The following is a 24969-nucleotide window of genomic DNA, read 5'->3' as shown; positions in this document are numbered from 1 at the left end:
ACAAGCACCCTGTTATTCTTCTACACGCTTTTTCATTGCTATCTCAGCTAAATCAACAATCATATTAATACCAATGATTATCAAAATATCTTAATTACATGAATTTAAACAATTTATTATCGAGATTTAGCTGTAATTAGATTTGTTTATCGCCATTTTTTGCTATGATTGTCGCGGGTGCTTGGATCAGTTTGGTTCAAGCATTTGCCAGAGCCAAAAAGACGAAAGCCCCGAATTTAGATGTTAATCTTAATCCGAGGCAGTCTCCAACTCACACAACTGGATTCTGTCTCCTTTTAGAAAAGGAGTCAAGAGGAATGGCCAAAATTGCCCTTCTAGGGCTAGTTACCGTGTGTCTTACGGTGTTGTGTTTTTCGTTATTGATGCAAGAAAGGCTGTGCTCTTTCAGTATCAGTAGCGGAAGCACGCTGGTTCAAGCTACGTTATCTTGCGATAACTAGTCTTGTGGGGGAAATTCCCCCACATTTCTCTCTGATTGTGAATTGGTGATACAAGCACCCTGTTTTAAGCTATGGGCGATAAACCTTTATATTTTCATAACCTTGCTCTTTTAAGTATAGCGCTTGCAAGCGGCTCATTACCCCACGGTCACAATATAATAAATAGGTTTTATCTTTTGGTAAGTCACCAAATTGCGTGCTCAACTTATAGAATGGAATATGCTTAACCTCCATTCCATCGACATTCAGTGGCTTGTCTTCAAATTCATCAATTGAACGAATATCTAAAATCACTTCATTTTCAATTGAAAGCTCACTCACCATTTCAATTTCAGGAACTTTTTCAAGGCTTTCTTGTGCAATTTGTCGAATATCAATATTTTGCGCTTGCTCAACAACAGACTCTAAAATACCAAAATCAAAATTGGCTTCTTCTGCTTCAATACGCGCTTTCACCGCTTTAACGGTTGGGCTTTTTGAAATCACACCGCAATATTCGGGCATGGTTTTTGCGAAATCTTCAGTGCCAATTTGGCGAGCTAGTTTGATAATGTGTTCTTTATCATGGGAAATTAATGGCCTTAATATTAAGGTATCAGACGCATTATCAATCAAACGTAAGTTTGTTAGGGTTTGGCTGGAAACTTGACCAAGTGCTTCACCCGTGACAATCGCCTGCACGCCATAACGCTCTGCAACTTTAGATGCAGCTCTTACCATCATACGTTTGAGCACAACCCCCATTTGGCCATCATCAACTTTTTCTAAAATTTCAGCGACAACAGGCTCAAAATTTACAGCAATAAAACGGACTTTATGGGAGCTACCAAAACGGTTCCACAGATAATGTGCGATTTGCTTCACACCAATTTCATGAGCTGCGCCGCCTAAATTAAAGAAACAGTAGTGAACACGACAACCACGGCGCATCAACATATAGCTAGACACACCTGAATCAAAACCACCAGAAATGAGTGATAACACATCTTCTTGAGTCCCAATAGGGAAACCACCGATACCTTCAATACGTGCTTTAACTAAAATAAGTTTATCATCTTCGATTTCTAAGTGAATCGTGGTATCAGGGTCTTTAAGCTTAACTTTTGCAGAGGCAATGTGTTGATTTAACCCACCACCGATATACCGTTCAGCGTCGATAGATGAAAATTCATGTTTACCACGACGTTTTACCCGCACACAGAATGTTTTATTTTCTAATGATTCACCATAGGCTTCGTGTGTCATTTCGTAAATATGATGTAGACTGGTAAATGGTTTTTCTTCCACTTCGAGAATATGGTGAATACCTGGAATGCGCCCTAGCATGTCACAAATTTCGTCGTGTTTTGTTTCTCCCTTCACACGCACTTCAATGTTATCCCAATTACGGACAACCGAAATCTCTTCGCCAAGCGGTTTAAGCACGTTACGGATATTACTGGTCAAAATTTTAATAAAACGTAGCCTAACAGTTTGGCTTTTAATGGTAATTTCTGGGAATAACTTAATGATAAACTTCATAATAGCTGCATGTTCATGGTGGTTGGGGGCAAACGAATGTGCCTTAACAGAGACACATGACACGTTACCAATTGTCAATAAAGAGGCGTATTATAACACTATCTTGCGGGTTGAATCTAAAAACCCCAATAATAAATTGTAACCGTAGCAAGACTGCGTTAGTCTGCTGAATATTTAAAATCCCTCGAATTAACTGATTTCACATTAGTGGCTAAAGACTATGGCTAAAGAAAAAACTCAGCAAGTTCCGACTGTTAGTTTTGAAAACTCGCTTCAAGAGCTAGAGCAGATCGTCGCTCGCCTAGAATCTGGTGAACTTCCCTTAGAAGATGCCCTTAATGAGTTTGAACGTGGTGTTCAAATTGCTAAACAAGGTCAAAAAGTATTACAGCAAGCAGAGCAACGTGTACAAATTTTGCTAAGCGATGACGAAAATAAACCTCTAGCCGATTTTTCACCTGATACAGAATAAATTATGTCTGAACAACATTTAGATAGCTTTACGCAGCAACAAAAGCAAGCCTACGACAGAGTCAATCAATATCTATTAGATGCCTTAAATGCGCTGCCGTTTGCAGACCTCCCACTTGCTCAAGCGATGCGCTATGGCACATTATTGGGTGGAAAGCGCTTACGCCCATTTTTAACTTATGCCGTCGGTTCTATGTTTGGTGTTAGCCAAGAAAACCTTGACGCTCCAGCTGCTGCAGTCGAATGTATTCATGCTTATTCATTAATCCATGATGATTTACCTGCAATGGATGATGATGATTTGCGCCGTGGCCAACCGACTTGCCACATTAAGTATGGTGAAGGCAATGCAGTGCTTGCTGGAGATGCATTACAAACATTGGCATTCCAATTACTGTCATCTGCACCAATGCCGGATGTGACAGACAAAGACCGCATAGCGATGATTGCAGAGTTATCATACGCAAGTGGCTTAGCGGGAATGTGCGGCGGGCAAGCTCTTGATTTAGATGCAGAAGGAAAGCAAGTTGACCTTGAATCTCTTGAGCGCATTCATCAACATAAAACAGGGGCATTAATTCGTGCAGCAATCCGTCTTGGTGCTTTTGCTGCTGGTGAAAAAGGTCAAAAATTACTGCCTGTTTTAGACAAATATGCACAATCCATCGGTCTTGCCTTTCAAGTACAGGACGATATCCTTGATGTTATCGGTGATAGCGAAGTCACAGGTAAACGCCAAGGAACGGATGCCGAACATGAAAAAAGTACCTATCCATCGCTATTAGGGCTTGAAGTTGCTCAGAAAAAAGCACGTGAGCTATATCATGATGCGGTAGACGCTTTAGAGACTCTCCAGTCCCATGGATATAATATAGAAATGTTAAGCGCTTTAGCTAATTTCATTATTGAACGTAAAAGCTGACAATATGCTTTGCCTTTTGGCTACAAGAAGATCGATAATTACGGCAATTTATTACCCTAATGCATCTTCGAATCATTCCTATAACCAAAAAAATAGATGGATTACTTCTTAATCACTCGAGTTATAGGCAGACGATAAACGAAGGCAACCCAACAGCAGATAGAAGCTTTATGCTGCTAAATACTGAGAATAGTCATTTTACTGTGGCTAAGTAAGTTGGGTTTTTTATTAATTATAAGTGAGCAACTAATGAGTATTGATATCGCTAAATATCCCACGCTAGCCTTGGCAGAGACACCAGATGAGCTTCGTCTGTTGCCTAAAGAAAGTTTGCCTAAGCTTTGTGATGAACTCAGACAATTCTTGCTGAGTAGCGTGGGTCGCTCTAGCGGTCACTTTGCTTCTGGCCTCGGTGCTGTTGAACTCACCGTCGCATTACATTATGTCTATAAAACTCCATTTGATAATCTTGTTTGGGATGTCGGCCACCAAGCCTACCCACATAAGATATTAACGGGTCGCCGTGACCGTATTGATACCATCCGTCAAAAAAATGGTCTACATCCCTTTCCATGGCGCGAAGAAAGTGAATATGACATTTTAAGCGTTGGCCATTCCTCAACATCCATTAGTGCCGGTTTAGGTATGGCCATTGCTGCAGAAAAAGAGCAACAAAACCGTAAAACAGTTTGTGTGATTGGTGATGGCGCCATCACCGCTGGAATGGCATTTGAAGCAATGAATCATGCAGGGGATGCCGCACCTGACATGTTGGTTATCTTAAACGATAACGAAATGTCTATTTCAGAAAATGTTGGCGCACTAAACAATCACTTAGCTCACTTACTTTCTGGAAAGCTCTATACAACATTACGTGAAGGTGGGAAAAAAGTTTTTTCTAACATGCCACCTATCAAAGAATTATTGAAAAAGACAGAAGAACACATTAAAGGCATGGTCGTACCGGGGACCATGTTTGAAGAATTAGGTTTTAACTATATTGGCCCCGTTGACGGTCATGATGTTGTTGCCTTAGTTCAAACGTTAAAAAATATGCGTGACTTAAAAGGACCGCAGTTTTTACATATCATGACCAAGAAAGGTCGCGGTTATGAGCCGGCAGAAAAAGACCCAATTAGCTGGCATGCAGTTCCTAAATTTGACCCAAGTACATTCACTTTGCCCAAAAGCAAAGAGACCGGGCCGACATTCTCTAAAATTTTTGGTGATTGGCTGTGTGAAGAGGCTAAAGATGATGGCAAGTTGATGGCTATCACGCCAGCGATGCGTGAAGGCTCTGGTATGGTTCGGTTTTCTAAAGAATTCCCTGATCAATACTTCGATGTCGCGATTGCCGAGCAACATGCAGTCACCTTTGCCGCTGGCCTTGCTATTGGTGGCTATAAGCCTATCGTTGCTATCTATTCGACTTTCTTGCAACGTGGTTACGACCAAGTCATTCATGATGTGGCTATCCAAAAGGTGCCTGTCATGTTTGCGATCGACCGAGCCGGTATTGTGGGGGCTGATGGGCAAACTCACCAAGGTTCTTTTGATATTTCATTCCTGCGCTGTATACCAACCATGGTTATTATGGCTCCAAGTGATGAAAATGAGTGCCGCCAAATGCTACATACTGGCTACCATTATCAAGATGGTCCATGTGCGGTGCGTTACCCTCGAGGCACAGGAACAGGCGCTGAGTTACAGCCGCTATCACCGCTGCCTATTGGTAAGAGTATTGTTCGCCGCAAAGGTGAAAAAGTCGCTATCTTATGCTTTGGTACCTTATTAAGCCACGCATTGGTCGCTGCTGAGCAACTTAATGCAACTGTTGTTGATATGCGCTTTGTGAAGCCTTTAGACGAAGCGCTTATCCTTGAAATGGCCAATACTCATGATGTACTTGTCACTCTCGAAGAGAATGCCATCATGGGTGGAGCAGGTAGCGGTGTGAATGAATTCTTAATGCATGAGAAAAAAATCATTCCAACCTTAAACCTTGGCTTACCTGACTATTTTATTTCTCAAGGTACCCAAGAAGAACTTATTGCTGAACTGGGCTTAGATTCCACAGGTATTGTTAATTCTATTAATAACTACTTAGCCAAATAATTTTTATCTCTAGGAGGGCATTGCATCAACACGCAATGCCCTATTCAATCACAAAGCCAATCACTCTTATTCTCTTTCTTAATATATTAGAAAATTATTTAACTCTTTGTAATTGCTTACTCGCTAATATTCAATTAAAAAAATCACCCATGTCACATTTTTATTATATTTCAAGATCATTATAATCAAATATAAAACCAAATATAATCAGTTTATCTACAACGATATTCAGTTATTTACCTAGAATCTGAATATAAACAAAACTTTTGTCTTGAATGTAAATTTTCACAATAAAGGCATGCAAATCATTTTGAAATCCATTAATATGAAGTTTGTCACTGTATGACGGCGTAATTTAGGCTCTGAATTATATTCGACACCTATCATTATGAAATATAAGTTTTATATTAAAATAATGATAATTAATATTAAAAACGAATATATTATTTTAACAATTTTAACCAGAAGTTAATAATTAATTATTTTGTTTTCTTAATTAGCAAACCAGGAAACAAATAAACGCTATTCCAACTACAATTTGCATATAGTTTCTTTTTATTTAGCCAATTTTAATAAATAGATTTGGGAGCGCTTATGTGTGGACAATATATTAATGAACCCTTGTATTTATCTATCGCAAACTGGGTAATGAAACAAGGCCATTGGACTACAGCTAGAGAAATATCTAATCACTTTGATATTCCGCATCCTAATGCTGTCAATATTGTTTCTTATATTTTATCTGATGTTGCTGAAATTCAGTGTGAAGTAAAAATGATCCCAAATAAATTATCGGGACGAGGCTGCCAATGTCAGCGGCTTATTAAAGTTAAGAAAATTGATAACCAGCTTTATGCTCGTTTAAGAAGCCATCAAACTGAAAAAGTCACTATCGATTCCCCAATGAAAGCGGCCTCTATGCCACCAAGTGAATTAAATCGAGAGCAAAAATGGCAATGGATGCTATCAAAAGCACAACGTCGTTAAACTTATTTTTCAGTTTTATACCAATAAAAAACGCAGACTTCACCATCTGCGTTTTTTATTTTACGGCCTTTTAGTGAATCACTGGCCCTTAGGTTTTACATCTGTTGTACCAAATAATTTGGGTCGATTAACTTCAAGCTCTGTCAGCGGTTGGGTTTCCTGTAATTGTTGATGATATCGGCCTGCTAAGTCTTGATATTCTTTCGTATTTAACCGTTTCCAATGCAGTTCTTCATCAGTCACTGAGCGTAAAAAGCGCGCAGGACTTCCGACCAACATCTGACGATTTTCGCCTTGAAAACCGGCCTTAACAAAACTCATCGCAGCAACAATACTTTCCTCACCAATCACTGCGCCATCCATAACGACACTGTTCATTCCGACCAAAGCATCACGGCCAATAATGCATCCATGTAAAATAGCTCCGTGGCCTATATGCCCACATTCATGGACAATGGTTTCGACATCACTATAGCCATGCATAATGCAGCAGTCCTGAATATTTGCCCCTTTTTCTATGATCAAGCGGCCATAATCCCCACGTAAAGAGGCATTCGGCCCAACGAAAACCCCTTCACCAATAATCACATCACCAATCACTACCGCTGATGGGTGAACATATGCAGTAGGATGAACAACCGGGATAACACCTTCAAAAGCGTAAAAACTCAAAATTCACCTCACTGCTAGATTAATTAGCGACCTTTCCAGTTTGGAGAACGTTTCTCAGAGAAAGCCAATGGCCCCTCTGTGGCATCTTCGGAATGAAGAACCGCAGGATAATGAGTCAGTACACCACTGCGCATTAATTTATAGCCCTCTTCGACAGTAAGCTCTCCTGTCGCGCGGAAAATTTCTTTTAGAGCAGCAACTGCTAATGGCGCACTTTGCGTAACTTGTTCTGCAAGTTCACGGGCTTTATCCATCAGACTCTCAATAGGCACTACATCGTTAGCTATTCCCCAACGTAAAGCTTCTTGTGCATCCATTCTTCTGCCAGTCATCACCATTTCATTCACGATTGGCGCAGGTAAAATTTTAGGTAAACGTAAAACCCCCCCGCTATCTGGAACAATACCGAGCTGAGCCTCAGGTAATGCAAAACTGGCATTTTCAGAACAAATTATCATATCTGCCGCTAAAGCCAGTTCAAAACCGCCACCAAATGCATATCCATTCACCGCCGCAATAACAGGTTTGTTTAAATTAAAAATTTCAGTCAAACCGGCAAAGCCACCTGGGCCAAAGTCAGCATCAGGGGCCTCACCTTCTGCCGCCGATTTTAAGTCCCAGCCTGCAGAGAAAAATCGCTCTCCTGCCCCTGTGATAATTGCAACACGCAACGAAGGATCATCGCGAAAATTAAGGAAAACCTCCCCCATTTTGAAACTGGTTTTTGCATCTATTGCATTAGCTTTAGGTCTATCGAGTATGATTTCTAAAATAGCGCCATTTCGGGTAATTTTTAATGATTCGCTCATAATATAATCCTTTCTTCGTCGTGCAGTGACGCTTCAGGTTGCAGGTATGCAGCCCGAAATGTATGCAAAATTAATCACGTTTGTCGATTATTGCAGATGTTTTTTCAATACTTTTCCAGAGCAGTTACGCGGTAAATCTTTACGTACCTCAACACACGTTGGCACCTTAAATTTCGCCATTTGTTTTTCACAAAAAGCAAAGAACTCTTCCTGAGTTAAGGTTTCCCCTTCTTCAAGCACAATAAAAGCTTTAATCGCTTCATCTCGGATGTCATCCGCAACGCCGATCACTGCTACATCCACAATGGCAGGGTGTGAGGCAATAATATTTTCAATTTCACTGCAAGAGACATTTTCTCCACCGCGTTTGATCATATTGCTGCTTCTATCGACAAAATAGAAAAAGCCATCTTCGTCTTGGTAGGCAAAGTCCCCCGTGTGCATCCATCCCGCTTCATCAAAGGTTTTTGCGGTCGCTTCAGGGTTGTTGTAATACTCTTTAAAAAGGGTTTTACCACGCTCACCTTTCACACAGAGCTCACCAATAACCCCGGCACCAACACGCTGGTTATTTCTGTCCCGAATTTGAGCCTGATAACAAAAACCCGGGCGACCAATGGACGGCCAGCGACGCATATCGCCAGGCCGGTCACCAATCAAACCAACAATAGTCTCCGTCATTCCATACGAAGTTAAAAACCGCTTCACCCCAAAACGGGCCATAAACTGGTCGCGTTCTTCTTCACTTAAATTGAGGTAAAACATGGCTTCTCGTAAACAATGATCTTTTTCGTTATCCGCCAGCGGCTGGCTTAATAATGTGCGGATCATCATGGGGATAAGTTCGATGACAGTCGCTTTGTATTTCACCACTTGTTGCCAAAAACGGCGTGCGCTGTATTTCTCTAATAACACAAACGTTGCACCGACAGAAAATGCAGCCATAGAAGCTGTACATTGGCAGTCAATATGAAAAGCAGGCATGACTGTTAAATAAATATCATCAGAGCGTAAGCTGTTTTGCCAAGAAGAGTAATAACCGGCAAAGCGGAGGTTATAGTGGGTAATAATTACCCCTTTAGGCTTCGAGGTGGTTCCAGAGGTAAATAAAATCTCGGCCGTATCATCGACACTCAATTCAACAACCTGAGTCAATTGCGTATGTTGTTGTGACTGTTCAAACCAAAAGTCAGAAATATGCTCTACGGGTTCAATTTGTGTGTCTGTAATCAAAAAAATATGTTTTAGACTTGTCGCTACGTCAGCGAATACTTGTTGATAAATATCTAAGAAAGAGGAACGAGTGACTACCATTTTGGGTTGGCAGTTCTGCATGATCCAAGCACTTTCATTGTATTTATAACGCGCATTAATTGGGACCATAATCGCCCCAATTTTAGCCAAGCCAAACCAGCAAAAGAAAAATTCCGGGCAATTATCTAAATGTAAAGCCACTTTATCGCCTTTTTGAATGCCATAGGCTAAAAAGAGATTGGCGGTGCGATTAATGTGCTGGTTCATTTCTAAATAGCTGAACTTGCTAGTTTTTCCATCGCAGGATTCAAAGATAAGCGCCTGGCTGTTTCCATGGGTTAACGCTAAATCATCCCACATTTGACGCAAATTTTGTTTACCGATTACATCCATTAATTGTTACCCATCATTTCCCTGATGAATACTCAGCTCAATAGTCATCATTGACCTGAGTACCCATTCAATTAATCAACTATTTTGGCTAGCCCTTTATCGACTAACCCCCGAATATCAGTTTCGCTGTATCCAATATTTTTTAAGATATCTGTCGTGTCCATACCGTGTGATGGCATGCCTCGCCAAATTTGTCCGGGGTTATTTTTGAATTTAGGCATGACGTTAGGACCACGACAGGTTTTTCCTTCCATTGTTTGCCAACTGGTAATAGATTCGCGTGCAATGTATTGAGGATTGGTTTCTAACTCAGGAATAGTAAGGACTTTGGCGCTAGCAATATTCAATTCCGCGAGTCTTGCTAACACTTCATCAATCGAACGTGAACCTAGCCATTCATCGAGTTTTTCTTCAACTAAAGGCCCATAAGGGCATTCCACACGGTGAATTAACTGTGTGCCTTCCGGTATTTCTGGTGTACCTAACAGATGCGCCAACCCAATATCTTTAAAAATTTCCTGAATTTGCGTGATACCAACAATTTCCATCACGATATAGCCATCATTACAACTATATAGGCCACAACCTGCGTAATAGGGGTCTTTCCCTTTTGTCATACGTGGGCAGATCTCTCCACCATTGAAGTAGTCCATCATGAAGTATTGCCCCATACGCAACATCACTTCATACATAGCAACGTCAATGCTTTCACCTTTTCCAGTCTCACGTGCTTTATACAATGCAGCCAGTGCGGCAGTTGTCGCCGTCATGCCAGAAAAATAGTCTGCGGTATAAGGAAAAGCCGGCATTGGCTGGTCTTTATCACCGTTTTGAATCAGATAGCCGCTGAAGGCTTGAGCAATGGTGTTATACGCTGCGAGGTTGGTATATTGTGGGTCACCGTACTGCCCAAAACCGGATAAGTGTGCAATGACCAGTTTAGGGTTATGTTCCCAAAGTACTTCGTCCGTGATACCACGACGAGCAAATGCGGGGCCTTTACTCGCTTCAATGAAGATATCGGTTGTTTCCATCAGTTTTAGAAACGCGTCACGCCCCTCATCTTTGAAAATATTCAATGATAACGCACGTAAATTACGCCGTGATAGCTGTGGGTAGTTGGGTTGAACGCGAATAGTGTCTGCCCAGGCGACATTTTCTATCCAGATCACTTCAGCGCCCCATTCTGCAAACATTTGCCCTGCAAATGGGCCAGCAATTTCAATTCCTGAAAATACCACTCTAACCCCAGCTAGAGGGCCAAATTCTGGCATAGGTAGATGCTCTGCCATGTTCTTATCTCCTGTGAAGCAGGGTTGGCCTTCTCTTGAAAACCATCCCATTACGTTCAGTTATTAGCGGTATTGTTTCAGTACGCTACGGCCTAATGTCAGTATTTGCATTTCATCTGAACCACCTGATACGCGATCCACACGAAGGTCACGCCAGAAACGGGCAATTCGGTGCTCACCTGCAATTCCTACACCACCGAGTACTTGCATCGCAGAGTCCACGACTTCAAATGCCGCATTTGCACAGAAGTATTTACACATTGCTGCATCACCAGAGGTGATCAATCCGTTGTCACTCTTCCATGCAGTTTCATATAACATGTTGCGCATTGAATTGAGCTTGATCGCCATATGTGCAAATTTTTCTTGAATTAACTGAAAACGACCAATGGCTTCACCGAATTGAACACGCTGGTTAGCGTAACGCGCCGCATCTTCGAACGCACACATCGCGGTACCATAGTTAGTTAATGCCACTAAGAAACGCTCATGGTCGAACTCTTCTTTTACACGGTTAAAACCGTTACCTTCGCGGCCAAACATGTCTTTTTCATCCAGTTCGACGTTATCAAAAGTAATTTCACAACAGCTATCCATGCGTAAACCCAGCTTTTCAAGTTTATTCACCTTGATACCTGGTTTGCTCATATCTAAGAACCATTCGGTGAAAACAGGTTTGTCTGGTGAATCCGCATCGCGACTCATCACCACAATGTATGGTGTGTAAGCACTACTGGTGATAAAACATTTACTACCGTTCAAATACACTTTGCCATTACGGCGTTGGTAGGTGGTTTGTAGGCTACCAACATCAGATCCTGCACCCGGTTCAGTGATCGCCGAGTTCCACATTTGTTTACCCGTACCACGGAACGCCATGATTTTGTCAATTTGCTCTTGAGTTCCTTCTCTAAGCACCGTATTAAAACCGCCCGGTAATTGATACAACACATAGGTTGGTGCACCTAGGCGACCAAGCTCCATCCATACCGCAGCAACGGTGATAAACCCTGCATCTAAGCCGCCATGTTCTTCTGGGATCAGCAGGTTATCGATTTCCATATCCGCTAAGGCTTTGACAAAGCGTTCAGGATATTTACTGTCTCGGTCACATTCGGCGAAATAGCTTTCCCAGTTTTCACTGGCCATCAGTTCACGGATCCCTGCGACAAACAGTTCCTGCTCATCATTCAATCTAAAATCCATATCAATAACCTCTTACATGTTGTTTTTGAATAAATTAGTCATTTTTCCAATGCACTTTGGCATCTTTAATAAAGGAGAGCGTTACCATGATGTTGACGAAAAAAAGTGGGCATCCTCCGGCAATTATCGCGGTTTGAATTGGTTTTAATCCGCCTAAAGCCAGCAAGACAATGCCGATAACGCCAACTAAGACAGACCAACCAATGCGCACTAATAACGGTGGCTCATCGCCATCTTTAACTGCGCGACAAGTTGACATCGCAAGTGTGTAAGAACACGCGTTGATCAGTGTCACCGTGGCGATAAAGCAGAGGATGAAGAAGCCCCAAATTGTTACAGTGCTCAAAGGTAAAGCAGCCCATGTTTCAATGATGGCGCGTGCGACGCCGAACTCTTCGATCAGCTTTGGAATGTTAATAATGTTTTGGTCTACCAGTTGTAGGGTATTACTACCTAATATTGTCCAAATTAGCGTAGTTCCTGCCGTCAAGCCTGCTACCATACCGATACACAGCTCACGGACGGTACGGCCTTTAGAGATACGTGCGAGGAAAATACACATTTGGATGGCATAAATTACCCACCACGCCCAATAGAACACGGTCCAACCTTGTGGGAAACCGCCTTTGCCGACTGCATCTGTATAGAACAACATGCGTGGCATATACATCATTAGAACCCCGATAGAATCGGTAAAATAGTTCACAATGAAGCTAGCGCCGCCAACAATAAATACCCATCCCAGCATCAAGAAACTCAAGTAGCTACGGACGTCACTGGCGATTCTCACCCCTTTTTGCAAACCAAAAGCCACACAAATTGCATTCAGGATGATCCAGCAGAAGATAATGATGGCATCGAGCTCAAGAGTATGAGGAATTCCAAACAAGTATTGAATACATTCGGTAACCAGCGGTGTCGCTAGCCCTAAACTCGTCCCCATTGCTAAAATCAATGCGACCAAGTAAAAGTTATCAATAATGGTTCCAAACCAGCCATTTACGTGTTTCTCACCCACTAATGGAACCAGCGTACTACTTGGGCGAATAACATCCATTTTACGAACGAAGAAAAAGTAACCAAATGCGACCGATAAGAAGCTATAAGTCGCCCATGGGAGCGGTCCCCAGTGGAATAAGCTATAGGCTAACCCGATATTTTTCGCTTCATTTGAATAAGGCTCAAAACCAAATGGAGGCGCAGATACATAGTAGAATATTTCAATCGAACCCCAGAAAAGTACGGCGGCTGAAGTACAAGATGCGAACATCATGAAAATCCAGCTTGCTCGGCTAAACTCAGGTTTTTCTTCCCCTAAGCGCTTCTTCGCATAAGGCCCTAAAATCAACCAAAACCAGCCACCAAACATGACAACCATATACCACTCAAATGCCCAGCCCCACACATTGGTGACATAGCTGAAAACTTGGTTGATAACTTCATTTGACGCATCTAAATCACGAACAGTTAACCAACACAGTAGTCCAACAATGATCAACGGTGGAAAAAAAACCTTCGGTTCGATCCCACCTTTTTTATTTTCTTTGCTCATAGTTCGGTCCCAATTTATTATTTAATATATAAGTTTTAAAATAGATATTATTCTCATTACCTAATATCTATATGCATTTAAAACTTATATTTATTATTAAATCCCAACAAACCTAATTAAGTATTAATTCAAATTCTATCCAAATCATGTCTAGTCCCCATAAACAATTCTGTTATTAAGGTCACAATATTATTCGTGATAAATAATTGTTATTAACTTTAATAATTAAAACACCAATAAATACATAGAGATAAAATATTGTGTAACGTTAATGTTATTAAATACCTTCAGTATTGGTGATTCCAGTAGCAATATTGAACATTTCATTGATAACTAGATGATTTTTACAGTATTGGTGAGTAGGGTATCAGTATGAATATTTAAACCCACTTTAATTTAAGGTTTTCAATATTGGTGACTTAGGTTTTATTTTTAAATATCCAGTTCATGATAATTATATAATCCGAAACCGAAACGGATCATATTTATTAATATTATTTTAGGAGATGTAATGAATATTATTACATGCTATAAATCTGTTCCTGATGAACAAGATATTATTGTAAATAGCGCAGATGGTTCTTTAGATTTTTCACGTGCCGATACAAAAATCAGTCAATATGATTTAAATGCAATTGAAACCGCTAATCAAATAAAAGCACAGCAAGCTGACAGCAAAGTGATTGCGTTAAGTATTGGTGGTAAAGCACTCACGAATATGAAAGCACGTAAAGATGTGCTATCGCGTGGCCCAGATGAGCTCGTTGTTGTGATTGATGACCAACTTGAGCATGCACTTCCCCATCAAACTGCCATTACCCTTGGTGCAGCGGCACAGAAAGTGGGCTTCGATTTAATTATTTGTGGTGATGGCTCCGCAGATCTCAATGCACAACAAGTGAGCATTTTATTAGGTGAAACGCTGCAAATTCCTGCCATCAATGGTGTGAAAAAAATTGTTTCCATCACAGCTGATACGGTCATTGTAGAACGTGAGCTAGAAGATGAAATTGAAACGCTATCCATGCCATTACCGGCCATTATCGCTGTAACCTCCGACATTAACGTTCCTGTTATTCCTTCAATGAAAGCCATTTTAGGTGCCGCTAAAAAACCCGTCCAAGCCTGGACGATGGCAGATATTGGCTTAGATAACGTTGCCGCATTATCGTCTCAATCTATCGCCGCGCCGAAACAAAAAGTCCGCCAGCGGGTCATCATTGAAGGTGATGGCGATGACCAAATTGCGCAATTTGCTGAACATTTAAGAAAAATTATTTAATTGGAGGAGTTATGAGCAAATTATCAACCGTTTGGGTATTTAGTGATATGACTTCTCGCTTACCTGAACTTATCGGTGGTGCCCTCTCGCTTGGCGAGCAAGTGAATGTTTTTGCCCTTGATGAAGCACAAAGCGCACAAGCTTTCCAACTTGGCGCTTCGCAAGTCTTTCTATTAACAGGTAAACCCGATGACCGCATTATTGAAGACTATGCGGACACGATGGTTTCCACCATCAAACAACAAAGCGATAACGGTTTACTGTTGTTACCAAATACCCGCAGAGGAAAATTACTTGCAGCACGCTTAGGCGCGAAACTACAAGCCGCGGTTTCCAATGATGCCGCCGCAATCACAATTGAATCTGAAAAACCGCTGATTAAACATATGGTTTATGGTGGCTTAGCCTTCGGCCAAGAGACCCTAGATAGCGCATTTTCAATTGCAACCCTTACCTCTGGTACATTTGAAGCGGCACCGAGTGATGCATCACGTAGCGGCACAGCTCAAGCTACACAATGGGTCGAACCAAAACAATCTATTGTACGTACCTCGATTCAGAAAAAAGCAGGTAACTCAGTGGAATTAGACAAGGCACGCTTAGTTGTCAGTGTCGGGCGAGGTATTGGTAGCCAAGAAAACATTGCGATTGCCAAAACGCTTGCCGATACCATCGGTGCTGAAATCGCTTGTTCTCGCCCAGTCGCAGAAAATGAAAAATGGATGGAACATGAGCGCTATGTGGGTATTTCTAACTTAATGCTCAAACCTGAACTTTATCTTGCCGTCGGCATTTCAGGGCAGATTCAACATATGGTCGGTGCGAATGGCGCACAAACGATCGTCGCAATCAACAAAGATAAAAACGCCCCTATTTTCCAATTTGCAGACTACGGGATCGTTGGCGATCTGTTCAAAATCTTACCTGCGTTAACGCAACAACTGGCGAAATAAACTCAATAACAGTGAGGCATTTTCCTCACTGTTTTCGTGACCTTTGGAGAAACTATGTCCGATGATATTTTTGATGCAATCATTGTAGGCGCAGGTCTAGCTGGCTCTGTAGCTGCATTGGTGCTTGCCCGTGAAGGTGCGCAAGTTCTCCTAATCGAAAGAGGAAACTACGCGGGCGGCAAAAACGTAACAGGTGGGCGAATGTATGCCCATAGCTTAGAACGCATTATTCCAGGCTTTACCCAAGAAGCGCCTATTGAGCGCATGATCACACGCGAAAAACTGTCATTTATGACCGAAACTGGCGCTGTTACAGTTGATTTCCAAAATGGCTCAGAACAAAGCCCTGATGAAACGTCTTGGTCTGTACTACGCGGTAAATTAGATCCATGGCTAGTTGAACAAGCCGAAAATGCTGGTGCACAGTGTATTACGGGTATTCGAGTTGATAAGTTAGTTGAACGTGATGGCAAGGTAGTTGGTGTTGAGGCTGATGGTGATGTACTTGAAGCTAAAGTGGTCATTTTAGCGGATGGCGTCAACTCACTGCTGGCTGAACAACTTGGCATGACTAAACGCGTCAATGCAGAACATGTCGCTGTTGGTGTAAAAGAGCTCATTGAACTACCAAGAGATGTTCTAGCTAACCGTTTTAACCTTAAAGACAAAGAAGGTGTTGCTTGGCTATTTGCTGGCTCACCAACCGATGGCTTGATGGGCGGTGGGTTCCTCTATACCAATGAAGATACCGTTTCACTCGGCTTAGTTTGCGGCCTACACCATATTAAAGATGCTAAAAAATCTGTTCCGCAAATGCTTGAAGACTTTAAACAACATCCGGCTGTTGCACCTTTGATTGAAGGTGGAAAAATGGTCGAATATGCCGCGCACGTCGTCCCTGAAGCGGGTTTAAAAATGCAATCCGAATTGGTTCGTGATGGTGTATTAATTGCTGGTGATGCCGCGGGTATGTGTATGAATTTAGGTTTTACTATTCGAGGTATGGACTTAGCCGTTGCTTCAGGTGAAGCGGCAGCAAAAGCGGTACTTAGCGCAATGAAAACTGACGATTTCAGCAAACAAAATTTAAATCAATACCTCACACTGCTCAACGAAGGCCCACTGCGGGACATGAAAATGTACCAAAAAATGCCTGAGTTTTTGGATAACCCGCGCATGTTTTCTGCTTACCCAGAAATGGCGGTTGGTATTGCAAAAAAACTCTTCACGATTTCAGATGAAGCTCCTGTGCCTTTACGTAAGACCATGTTACAACACGCGAAAAAAGTGGGCTTTATGAACTTGCTCAAGGATGGAATTAAAGGAGTCAGAGCAATATGAGTAATCCAGTCAACGTTGATGTCAAACTCGGTATTAATAAATTTAATGTCGATGAAGAAAACCCGCATATTGTGATAAAAGAGCATCCAGATATGAATGTGCTCGACACATTAACTAAAGCTTGCCCTGCGGGATTATATAAAAAACAAGAAGATGGCTCAGTACGTTTCGATTATGCCGGCTGTCTCGAATGTGGAACCTGCCGCATTCTTGGCTTAGATAGTGCATTAGAAAAGTGGGAATACCCACGCGGCACTTTCGGTATTGAATTTCGTTACGGCTGATTTATTTAGCATCGCTCTCGAAGCTAATAACTTCGAGAGTTTTCAAGCGTTTATTTGCGCTGATCAGGGACACACCCATAATGAAACCAAAAAGTTTTGATGATATTCAATTTTCCTCCGTTCACCGACGGATCATGCTGTGGGGTAGCGGTGGGCCTTTTCTGGATGGTTATGTATTAGTCCTGATCGGCGTTGCATTAGAACAACTCACCCCCGTATTAAGTTTAAGTAGTGAATGGATTGGCTTATTGGGTGCTGCAACATTGGCAGGCCTATTCATTGGTACTTCTCTATTTGGCTATATTTGTGACCAAGTCGGTCGTCGTAAAATGTTTTTAATTGATATTGTTGCCATTGGTGCCATTTCAGTCGCGACCATGTTTGTCTCAACACCGATGGAGCTGCTTATCATGCGGTTCTTAATCGGGATTGTAATAGGTGCAGACTACCCAATTGCAACGTCAATGATCACCGAATTTTCCAATACCAAACAACGTGCATTTGCTGTCGGGTTTATTGCAGCAATGTGGTATGTCGGTGCCACCTGTGCCAATCTCGTCGGCTATATGCTATATGACGTGGAAGATGGCTGGCGCTGGATGCTTGGTAGCTCAGTGATCCCCTGTATTATTATTTTGATTGGTCGTTTTGATTTACCTGAATCACCTCTTTGGCTGATTCGCAAAGGGCGCGTTAAAGAATGTGAAAAAATGATGGAAAAGTTATTTGGCCAACCCGTAATATTTGAAGCCGAAGAACAACAAAAAACACACTTTCTTCAATTATTCACTAAGAGGCATTTTTCTTTCGTCCTATTTACCGCCATTATTTGGACCTGCCAAGTAATCCCGATGTTTGCAATTTACACCTTTGGACCACAAATCGTTGGGCAGTTGGGGTGGGATCAAGGAAAAAACGCTGCACTCGGTAACGTAGTTATCAGCTTATTCTTTATGCTAGGTTGCTTACCTGCGATGTATTGGCTGAATAAAATGGGACGGCGACCATTATTGATTGGTAGCTTTGCCATTATGACCCTCGCACTTGCCATACTTGGGCTATTTTCAAACCTTGGTATTTGCCTTGTGATTATCATGTTTGGGATTTACGCTTTTTTCTCAGGGGGACCCGGTATTTTACAATGGCTTTACCCTAACGAACTGTTTCCAACCGATATTCGCGCATCCGCCGTTGGGATCATTATGTCTATCAGCCGTATTGGCACTATTTTTTCAACATGGGCATTACCGCTATTTATCACTAAATACGGTGTCAGTTCGGTGGTATTAATGGGGGCAGGCGTTTCTTTACTCGGACTGATCGTTTCGATCCTATTTGCACCAGAAACCAAAGGCTTAACCCTAGCACAAACCTCAGTGATGGGTATTCGGCGCAAAAAGACATAAGAGAAGTAAAAGAAGTTACTACGATAAACAATCACATCAAATACACTAAATAATTCGTGCTGCACCAAGGCAGCAAGAGAAACTAATCCCTAGGAGCATACACAAGTATATGACTAGGGCGAATAAGCGAAGCCAACACCCCTACAATTTGAAATATGACACGTATTTATACGCTAAATAGTTTGTGTTGTGGCTAGGCGGCAATCGAGGTTATCCCGATGAGCATACACAAGTATGTGATTCGGGTAACCAAGTGCGGCCAACAACGCCACAGCGCAAAATATGACGCGTATTTAGTTGGTAGAGAATGGCATGATGTCATACCATACCAACAACCAAATAGTCACATAAGCAAAAATCGCCGCAATAATATCGTCAATCATGATGCCAAAACCGCCACTGACTTTTCGGTCAAAAATCCGTATCGGCCATGGCTTCCACATGTCATATATGCGGAAAATAAAGAAGGCGGTGATGACCCATTCATAATCAACAACTGGGATCGCCATGAGAGTAATCCACATCCCGATAAATTCATCCCAAACAATGCTGCCGTGGTCATGAATTTTCATATCATCGGAAGTGCGCTGACAAATTAAGCAACCAATCCAAAAACCCGCGATAATAAGCACCCACAGGCTCCAAATTGGCATGTTGGCCATTAATAACCAGAAAGGTATCGCAGCAAGAGAGCCCATTGTGCCTGGCACAATAGGTGAAAGGCCGCTACCAAATCCTGTAGCCAATAAGTGCCAAGGATTACGCATATTCAGCCGTTTTTTTGCTTCTGCTTTTTCTTGGCGACTAGCCATTCTATGCACCTTCCGAAACAAAATGATCGAAACCTTTTAGGTTTACATCAACTTCTTGGTTATTGCAAAAGTAGCTAATTCCTTCAGACTGCGGCTTAATTTGCCCAATACACGTAAAGCCTGAGCCTGTGTGTGCAAGTGCCATCTCTAGCGCTCCACGGTTAATTTCAGGAACGGTAAAGCAAAGTTCGTAGTCTTCACCACCACTCAAAGACCATAAACGCCCTTGTTCGATACTACAACTTTGTTTCAACGCTTCTGATTGAGGCAATGCATCTAAATTAATGCGCGCACCACAACTGCTCGCTTTCAAGATGTGGTTGAGATCAGAAACTAAACCGTCAGAAATATCAATCGCAGAAGAAGCCAGGTTTCTCAATGCTTGGCCTTGTAAAATCCGTGGCTGTGGACGTAAATGGCGCGCAATTAGCCATTCTTGATGTTCTACATTTTTAACATTCAGTTTATCTTGTAAAATAGCAAGGCCAGCAGCGCTATCACCGAGAGTCCCCGTTACATAAATCCAATCGCCATTACGCGCCCCCGCACGGGACATCGCTTTGCCGTTTGGCACTAAGCCATGAACCGTGTAGGTCAAGCTCATAGGGCCTCGGGTTGTATCACCACCAATTAATTGCATGCCATAATAGTTAAGCTGTTCAAACAAACTATCACTAAAAGATTGTAACCAATCACAATCAACACAAGGCAATGTAATTGCCAAAGAAACCCATGCAGGGTCTGCGCCCATCGCTGCGAGGTCACTTAAATTAGATGCTAATGATTTATAAGCAAGATCAGCTGGTGAAATGGTTGGTAGGAAATGAATACCAGAAACGAGAGTGTCAGTGCTTACAGCAAGTTGCTGTTTTTCTGGAATGGTCATCAACGCACAGTCATCCCCAATACCGATATTAACATCACGTCGGTTAGTGGTTTGACGGTTAAAATAACGCGCGATGAGGTCAAATTCGCCATATGACATGGTAGATTTTCCGTTTTCGCTATATCTATTTTCGTTTAAGACGAAGCAAATAATTTACACCCTAATAATTCAATAATAGGTAAATAGCACTGAATTGCTAACCTGAAGAGTCTATCTAATTGGCTGCAATTATTCTTCGCTCACCGGCCATTGAAATATCGCGAGCATATAAACACAAAGGTAGACTGGAACCCAGGCTACCTATTTATTACCGTAGTGCTACAGGAGGGAACCCTGATATTATTATTTTTTACGGCGTACCGCAGGTGCAGCTTTGTCTAATACACCGTTAACGAATTTATGGCTATCTTCTGCGCCAAAAACTTTCGCTAATTCAATACCTTCGTTGATTGCGACTTTATAAGGTACATCTTCACGGAAACTTAATTCAAACATGGAGACGCGTAAAATCGCTTTTTCTACCTGCCCTAACTCTTCGAGCTGACGAGATAAATAAGGCGCCATCTGTTGATCTAGTTTTGTTGCGTTAGTCGCAACACCTGATAACAGTTCACGAAAATAGTTTACGTCGACGTCTGACATGTCCTGTTCAGCAATAAACTCATATTCGACTTCAGCAATTGGATTGCCAGATAATTGCCATGAATAAATGGCTTGTACAGCACACTCACGAGCGCGGCGACGAGCAGCAGGTTTCACAAGATTCCCCTTAAATTTAAAAACTGTACACAATAAACACTTGTTGCATTGCGTAATCTACACCGCAGTGGCGAAAAAACAGCAACATAGAGCAAATTGTGTATTATTTGCCTTTGATGGCCTTAATTACATTAATCATTTCAAGTGCTGTCAGTGCAGCTTCAGCACCTTTATTACCTGCTTTAGTACCCGCACGTTCAATAGCTTGTTCAATATTTTCAGTGGTTAACACACCAAAAGTCACTGGAACTTCACTGTTCATCGCAACATGAGATAAACCGGAGCTACATTCACCTGCAACGTATTCAAAGTGAGCAGTACCACCACGAATCACAGTACCTAATGCAATCACTGCATCATATTTATTCGTTTCAACCAATGCTTTTGTGGTCAATGGCAGCTCATAAGCGCCTGGAACCCACACAATTGTAATATTGTCATTTGAAACCTGACCAATGCGTTCTAACGCATCAACAGCACCTTCCAGCAGACTATCATTAATAAAGTTGTTAAAACGAGCGATAGCGATAGCAACACGCGCTTGTGGAGCAGCAACAACACCTTTAATTACGTTCATAGCCTTCCTCTAATATTAATTATAACCCGCGGGGCGCGGATTTTATCACATTCTTTCGTGTATCGTACGTATGATTTTCAAAAAAACCACTTACCATACGGGACGAAGCCTGACACGAAGGTCTGGCCCGACTTGCTTCACTTCTGTAAATTCAAATTTTGGCGCATCAACAAGGGCGTTAAGCGGCGGAAAGTCCACCAAACCTCGAGCGCTGTCACCTAATAATTTAGGTGCAATATAGACAATCAGTTCGTCAACTAAACCTAGCTTAAGTAATGAGCCTGCGAGTTTTGCTCCCGCCTCAACCCAAATGCTATTCACATTACGTTTAGCCAGCTGCATCATCAAAATAACCAGATCGGTGCCGTTTTCATCTGCTGGAATAGCGATTTGCTCAATTTTTCCTTGCCATACCGCATTTTCATCTGCGGTTGAGCGCACTAACCAACATTCACCATCTAATTGAGTAACTTTATGGTCAGGAGTCACTCGATTGTGATTATCTAGCACAATACGAATGGGTTGGCGTACTTGGCTTTCTGGATACACTTGTTGGATATCTGATGGGAGCTCATTCCAACGTACCGTTAAAGAAGGGTCATCAGCAACAACCGTGCTGCTCGTACTTAAAATAGCACTTGCCTCGGCTCGAAGAGCTTGTACATCTTTGCGAGCTGCCGGGCTGGTAATCCATTTGCTTTCCCCAGATTCAAGGGCGGTCTTGCCATCAAGCGAAGCAGCAAGTTTCAACTGGATATAGGGAAACCCGGTACGCATACGTTTTAAAAAGCCACGGTTCGCCGCTTCAGCATCGTCTAATAAAACATTACTACGTGTTTCAATTCCTGCTTGCGACAACATATACAGACCACGGCCTGCAACCTGAGGATTTGGGTCTTGCATCGCCGCTACAACTCGGCTTACACCTGCATTAATCAGTGCTTCTGCACAAGGCGGAGTGCGGCCGTGATGACTACAAGGCTCAAGGGTGACATAGGCCGTTGCCCCTTGCGCTTTTTCTCCTGCCATACGCAATGCGTGAACCTCAGCGTGGGGTTCCCCTGCTTTCTGATGATACCCTTCACCGACAATGGCACCATCACGCACAATCACACACCCGACATTTGGATTAGGTGATGTAGTAAAACGCCCTTTTCGTGCCAATTCAAAAGCACGAGCCATATACATGTTGTCTTGTTCAATCATTGGCGTTAATCCTGTAATTTAGCGATTTCTTCGCCAAATTCGCGCACATCTTCAAAGCTGCGGTAAACAGAAGCAAAACGGATATAGGCAACTTTATCGAGCTTTTTCAGTTCATCCATAACCAAACTACCAATCAATTTAGACGGAACTTCACGTTCCCCCGTAGCCCGAAGCTGAGATTTAATAGAAATAATAGCTTGCTCAATGTCATCAGAACTTACAGGCCGTTTTTCTAATGCCTTTTGCATACCTCGATTAAGCTTTTCTTCATCAAAAGGTTCACGAATATCGTCGCTTTTAATGACTCTAGGCATGACAAGCTCAGCGACTTCAAAAGTGGTGAAGCGTTCATGACAAAGTAAGCACTGGCGGCGTCTACGGACTTGGGACCCTTCACCGACCAGACGCGAGTCAATAACTTTCGTATCTACAGCTGAGCAGAATGGGCAGTGCATAGCGTTTCCTGAATCTATTTAGGGGGAGATAGTTTACCCTACTGTGCGAGAAAAAACACCCTAGAAGATGCCTCCTAGGGTGTTCTCGTTGCTCTTCATATTTCGCGTTGTAGGGGTGTTGGCATCGTTTATTAACCCTAGTCACATACTTTTGTATGCTCCTAGGGATTAATTACACTTGCCGCCTACCTACAACACGAACTATTTTGAGCACTAATTGGCTTAACTCTTTATTATTCCCGTTGTAGGGGTATTGGCATCGCTTATGAACCCTAGTCACATACTTTTGTATGCTCCTAGGGATTAATTACACTTGCCGCCTACCTACAACACGAACTATTTTGAGTGCTAATTAGCTTAGTTACTCATCATTTTTAAAACTAAGGCAGTAATGACTCTTGGTCTGCGCCTTCTTTTTCGACTTTCGCTTGCATCAAGTGTTCACGCTTCATACCCATCTTCAGTGCTAATGCAGAAGCCACATAAATAGATGAGATAGTACCGATAGTTACACCGATTAACATAACCAATGAGAAGCCTTCTAACATTGCGCCACCGAACAGGTATAGCATCAGAACCACTAATAATGTGGTGGCTGATGTCATGATGGTACGGCTCAATGTTTGCGTCAAAGAGACGTTCATGATTTCGTACGGTGTACCACGGCGTATTTTACGGAAGTTTTCACGGATACGGTCTGATACAACGATACTGTCGTTCAGTGAGTAACCAATAACTGACATCAATGATGCCACAATAGTCATATCTATCTCTATATGGAACAAAGACAGAATACCTAAAGTGATCACCACATCATGCGCAAGAGATAACACGGCACCCGCGGCCAAACGCCATTCAAAACGGAAACCAACGTAGACTAGGATACAAATCAACGCAGTTAACAGAGCCAAAGCCCCTGTTTGCGCTAATTCAGCCCCAACACTTGGCCCCACGAATTCAATGCGTTTTACGGTTGCTTTATCATCCACATTTTGGTTGATAATCGTGATAATTTCTTTACCGACTTCTTGACCAGCAGTGCCTTCAATTGGCGGAATACGGATCATGATATCGCGGCTGCTACCAAAGTTTTGGATTAATGGATCTTTATGATTCGAGTTAGACAAACTATCACGAATTTTATCCAAATCAGCTGGCTGACTTAAGTTGATTTCAATTACCGTACCACCGGTAAAATCTAAGCCCCAGTTAAAACCTTTGACGCCAATAATCACAAAAGAAGCTATCAGTAATACGATAGAAATGCTAAAGGCAACGTTGTCCCAGCGCATAAAGTCATAAACTTTACGGCCATAGTTCAATTGTTCAACAGTATAATCCTGTGCCACAACG

24 protein-coding genes are annotated in these 24969 nt (G+C 42.2%); 10 read left to right on the top strand and 14 right to left on the bottom strand.

Annotated features, from left to right (window positions below; translation table 11 throughout):
* Positions 1 to 317: 317 nt before the first annotated feature.
* On the top strand, positions 318 to 461 hold the full coding sequence (locus FVA69_RS03655; RefSeq protein WP_004914564.1) for a Hok/Gef family protein: 144 nt from the start codon (positions 318 to 320) through the stop codon (positions 459 to 461).
* A 69-nt stretch (positions 462 to 530) separates the two neighbouring features.
* Here FVA69_RS03655 and thiI read toward each other — a convergent pair whose 3' ends face one another.
* Positions 531 to 1982: a tRNA uracil 4-sulfurtransferase ThiI gene (gene thiI / locus FVA69_RS03650; RefSeq protein WP_004914568.1), complete on the bottom strand. Its 1452-nt coding sequence runs from the start codon at positions 1980 to 1982 to the stop codon at positions 531 to 533.
* 220 nt (positions 1983 to 2202) lie between these two features.
* On the opposite strand from thiI, the gene xseB reads away from it, so the two are divergent.
* From xseB to caiF, 4 genes are all read left to right on the top strand, one after another.
* On the top strand, positions 2203 to 2454 hold the full coding sequence (gene xseB, locus FVA69_RS03645) for an exodeoxyribonuclease VII small subunit (protein ID WP_004914571.1): 252 nt from the start codon (positions 2203 to 2205) through the stop codon (positions 2452 to 2454).
* 3 nt (positions 2455 to 2457) lie between these two features.
* Entirely contained in the window at positions 2458 to 3375 is a 918-nt protein-coding gene (gene ispA / locus FVA69_RS03640) for a (2E,6E)-farnesyl diphosphate synthase (protein WP_004914574.1), read from the top strand.
* Between the two features lie 249 nt (positions 3376 to 3624).
* Positions 3625 to 5490 (top strand): 1-deoxy-D-xylulose-5-phosphate synthase, encoded by a 1866-nt coding sequence (gene dxs, locus FVA69_RS03635; RefSeq protein WP_164528434.1) that lies wholly within the window; start codon positions 3625 to 3627, stop codon positions 5488 to 5490.
* Positions 5491 to 6084: 594 nt separating this feature from the next.
* Positions 6085 to 6477 carry a carnitine metabolism transcriptional regulator CaiF gene (caiF, locus tag FVA69_RS03630; RefSeq protein WP_004914580.1) on the top strand — a complete coding sequence of 131 codons (393 nt, stop codon included), beginning with the start codon at positions 6085 to 6087 and terminating at the stop codon, positions 6475 to 6477.
* A 78-nt stretch (positions 6478 to 6555) separates the two neighbouring features.
* Here caiF and caiE read toward each other — a convergent pair whose 3' ends face one another.
* From caiE to caiT, 6 genes are all read right to left on the bottom strand, one after another.
* The gene (gene caiE, locus FVA69_RS03625) at positions 6556 to 7149 is read right to left on the bottom strand and encodes a carnitine operon protein CaiE (RefSeq protein ID WP_109911885.1); all 594 of its coding nucleotides are present in this window, start codon (positions 7147 to 7149) and stop codon (positions 6556 to 6558) included.
* A gap of 23 nt (positions 7150 to 7172) precedes the next feature.
* On the bottom strand, positions 7173 to 7958 hold the full coding sequence (caiD, locus tag FVA69_RS03620) for a crotonobetainyl-CoA hydratase (RefSeq protein WP_115166640.1): 786 nt from the start codon (positions 7956 to 7958) through the stop codon (positions 7173 to 7175).
* 87 nt (positions 7959 to 8045) lie between these two features.
* Positions 8046 to 9605: a crotonobetaine/carnitine-CoA ligase gene (gene caiC / locus FVA69_RS03615; protein ID WP_004914587.1), complete on the bottom strand. Its 1560-nt coding sequence runs from the start codon at positions 9603 to 9605 to the stop codon at positions 8046 to 8048.
* 71 nt (positions 9606 to 9676) lie between these two features.
* Positions 9677 to 10897 carry an L-carnitine CoA-transferase gene (gene caiB / locus FVA69_RS03610; protein WP_004914591.1) on the bottom strand — a complete coding sequence of 407 codons (1221 nt, stop codon included), beginning with the start codon at positions 10895 to 10897 and terminating at the stop codon, positions 9677 to 9679.
* A 63-nt stretch (positions 10898 to 10960) separates the two neighbouring features.
* The gene (caiA, locus tag FVA69_RS03605) at positions 10961 to 12103 is read right to left on the bottom strand and encodes a crotonobetainyl-CoA dehydrogenase (RefSeq protein WP_004905499.1); all 1143 of its coding nucleotides are present in this window, start codon (positions 12101 to 12103) and stop codon (positions 10961 to 10963) included.
* 34 nt (positions 12104 to 12137) lie between these two features.
* On the bottom strand, positions 12138 to 13655 hold the full coding sequence (gene caiT, locus FVA69_RS03600) for an L-carnitine/gamma-butyrobetaine antiporter (RefSeq protein ID WP_117162857.1): 1518 nt from the start codon (positions 13653 to 13655) through the stop codon (positions 12138 to 12140).
* Between the two features lie 511 nt (positions 13656 to 14166).
* On the opposite strand from caiT, the gene fixA reads away from it, so the two are divergent.
* The 5 genes from fixA to FVA69_RS03575 all read left to right on the top strand — a co-directional run bounded on the left by fixA (position 14167) and on the right by FVA69_RS03575 (position 18921).
* Positions 14167 to 14937: a putative electron transfer flavoprotein FixA gene (gene fixA, locus FVA69_RS03595; RefSeq protein WP_109911882.1), complete on the top strand. Its 771-nt coding sequence runs from the start codon at positions 14167 to 14169 to the stop codon at positions 14935 to 14937.
* An 11-nt stretch (positions 14938 to 14948) separates the two neighbouring features.
* Entirely contained in the window at positions 14949 to 15890 is a 942-nt protein-coding gene (locus tag FVA69_RS03590; RefSeq protein WP_123382494.1) for an FAD-binding protein, read from the top strand.
* Positions 15891 to 15944: 54 nt separating this feature from the next.
* Positions 15945 to 17231, top strand: coding sequence for an FAD-dependent oxidoreductase FixC (gene fixC, locus FVA69_RS03585; protein ID WP_117162858.1), 1287 nt, complete (start codon positions 15945 to 15947; stop codon positions 17229 to 17231).
* Positions 17228 to 17515, top strand: a complete 288-nt coding sequence (gene fixX, locus FVA69_RS03580) for a ferredoxin-like protein FixX (RefSeq protein WP_004914610.1) — start codon at positions 17228 to 17230, stop codon at positions 17513 to 17515. The genes fixC and fixX overlap by 4 nt, the downstream gene beginning before the upstream one ends.
* Positions 17516 to 17595: 80 nt before the next feature.
* Complete coding sequence (locus FVA69_RS03575) at positions 17596 to 18921, top strand: MFS transporter (RefSeq protein ID WP_249743592.1); 1326 nt, start codon at positions 17596 to 17598, stop codon at positions 18919 to 18921.
* Between the two features lie 293 nt (positions 18922 to 19214).
* Here the strand turns inward: FVA69_RS03575 and pgpA are convergent, their stop codons facing one another.
* The 7 genes from pgpA to secF form a co-directional block, all read right to left on the bottom strand.
* Positions 19215 to 19733, bottom strand: coding sequence for a phosphatidylglycerophosphatase A (gene pgpA, locus FVA69_RS03570; RefSeq protein WP_109911879.1), 519 nt, complete (start codon positions 19731 to 19733; stop codon positions 19215 to 19217).
* A gap of 1 nt (position 19734) precedes the next feature.
* Entirely contained in the window at positions 19735 to 20718 is a 984-nt protein-coding gene (thiL, locus tag FVA69_RS03565) for a thiamine-phosphate kinase (RefSeq protein WP_004914616.1), read from the bottom strand.
* Between the two features lie 243 nt (positions 20719 to 20961).
* Positions 20962 to 21378, bottom strand: coding sequence for a transcription antitermination factor NusB (gene nusB, locus FVA69_RS03560; protein ID WP_004914619.1), 417 nt, complete (start codon positions 21376 to 21378; stop codon positions 20962 to 20964).
* A gap of 103 nt (positions 21379 to 21481) precedes the next feature.
* Entirely contained in the window at positions 21482 to 21955 is a 474-nt protein-coding gene (ribH, locus tag FVA69_RS03555; RefSeq protein ID WP_004905531.1) for a 6,7-dimethyl-8-ribityllumazine synthase, read from the bottom strand.
* Positions 21956 to 22045: 90 nt separating this feature from the next.
* Positions 22046 to 23161 (bottom strand): bifunctional diaminohydroxyphosphoribosylaminopyrimidine deaminase/5-amino-6-(5-phosphoribosylamino)uracil reductase RibD, encoded by a 1116-nt coding sequence (gene ribD, locus FVA69_RS03550; RefSeq protein ID WP_164528433.1) that lies wholly within the window; start codon positions 23159 to 23161, stop codon positions 22046 to 22048.
* Positions 23162 to 23166: 5 nt separating this feature from the next.
* Positions 23167 to 23616, bottom strand: coding sequence for a transcriptional regulator NrdR (gene nrdR, locus FVA69_RS03545; RefSeq protein ID WP_004914623.1), 450 nt, complete (start codon positions 23614 to 23616; stop codon positions 23167 to 23169).
* A gap of 380 nt (positions 23617 to 23996) precedes the next feature.
* A complete protein-coding gene (secF, locus tag FVA69_RS03540; RefSeq protein WP_004914625.1) occupies positions 23997 to 24965 on the bottom strand; it encodes a protein translocase subunit SecF in 969 nt (322 codons plus the stop codon).
* Between the last annotated feature and the right edge of the window lie 4 nt (positions 24966 to 24969).

It is taken from the genome of Providencia sp. PROV004, assembly GCF_011045615.1.
Taxonomy (GTDB): domain Bacteria; phylum Pseudomonadota; class Gammaproteobacteria; order Enterobacterales; family Enterobacteriaceae; genus Providencia; species Providencia rettgeri.
Note: the sequence above shows the minus strand (reverse complement) of the source record. Positions and strands in the feature narration are given on the sequence as shown.